Here is a 1,114-nt window from a genome sequence, read left to right on the forward strand (position 1 = left end):
GTTCTGGCTATGACTTTCCCGTAATATTTACGAGGTTAGTCCTAGGTGGTGCTATTTGGCTATTGAATTATCTTGATAGCGCTAGAGCAACGATGAAGGTAATCCGTTGAAGAAACTATATATCGACGCTACCCTGCCTTTCCGTTGGGGACCTCATCCACCTGTAGGCATACCGCGGGTAGAGACGGCGCTTGTTCGCCAGGCGCTTCAATGGAAGGCGTCGCCTGTCGGTTTCTTCGTTGTGGACGCGCGCGGGCGTGGTCAGGTGCTGGGTGACACGGAACTTCGCTACCTGCGGCGGCTGGTCGATGGCGAGCTGCCGCAACCCGTCGACGGCGAAAGGAGCGCGTATCTCGCCCGCCTGTGGAAAGTGCTGTCGATCATGCGTGCCGCGCCGTTTTCCTTCGGCCGCGAGTTTGATCGCGTGGCAGCGATATTCGTCTCGGGCAGCGAGAAGAGGCGCGGGCTCAAGTTTCAGCTGTCCAAGACGGTCATCCGCCTTTTCAAGCTCGTCAAGCCAGGCATGTCTCGACGGGGGACGGTTGCAAAAGACCCGCTGAAAGACACAGGCGCCATTTGCTTTCTCTCCAGCGCGAGCGTCCACGAACTTGCGTCGAAGCAGCTCGCGGGACGCATGCAGTGCAACATTTTCACGATAATGCACGACCTCATTCCGATCGACTATCCGCAATTCGTCGGTCCTCACCATGCCCGCGGCTTTGTCCGCAACACGGCGTGGCAGATGGAAAATTCAGACCTGCTCGTCTGTGTGTCGAAATACACCGCCGATAGGGTGAAGTGTCACGCAACGGCGTCCAATCCCGGCCGGGTTCCGCTGGTCGCGGTTGCATCGCCAGGCGCGTTCCTCAAGGAAGCCGTCGCGGATCGGAATATGCCTGGTGAAAGGCAGATCGATGGGAGGAAGTTCGTCCTTTACTGCTCCACCATCGAGATCAGAAAGAACCATATCCTCCTCCTCAAAGTATGGCATCGGTTGCAGCCTCTTCTAGGCGACCGACTTCCAACCTTGGTTTTCTGCGGCCGTTGGGGGTGGATGTCTGAAGAGCTGGTCGCCTTCATGGCCGCGCATCCCGAGCGTCACGAGCAGGTTCAA

The 1,114-nt window shown here is 57.7% G+C and carries 1 protein-coding gene; it reads left to right on the forward strand.

Annotation, left to right across the window (positions count from 1 at the left end; genetic code table 11):
• Window positions 1–106 precede the first annotated feature (106 nt).
• The coding region (locus AC4FWB_RS34445; protein WP_491030664.1) for a glycosyltransferase family protein at window positions 107–1,114 on the forward strand (1,008 nt) is incomplete at its 3' end.

It is taken from the genome of Mesorhizobium sp. LEGMi-168a (genome assembly GCF_058312955.1).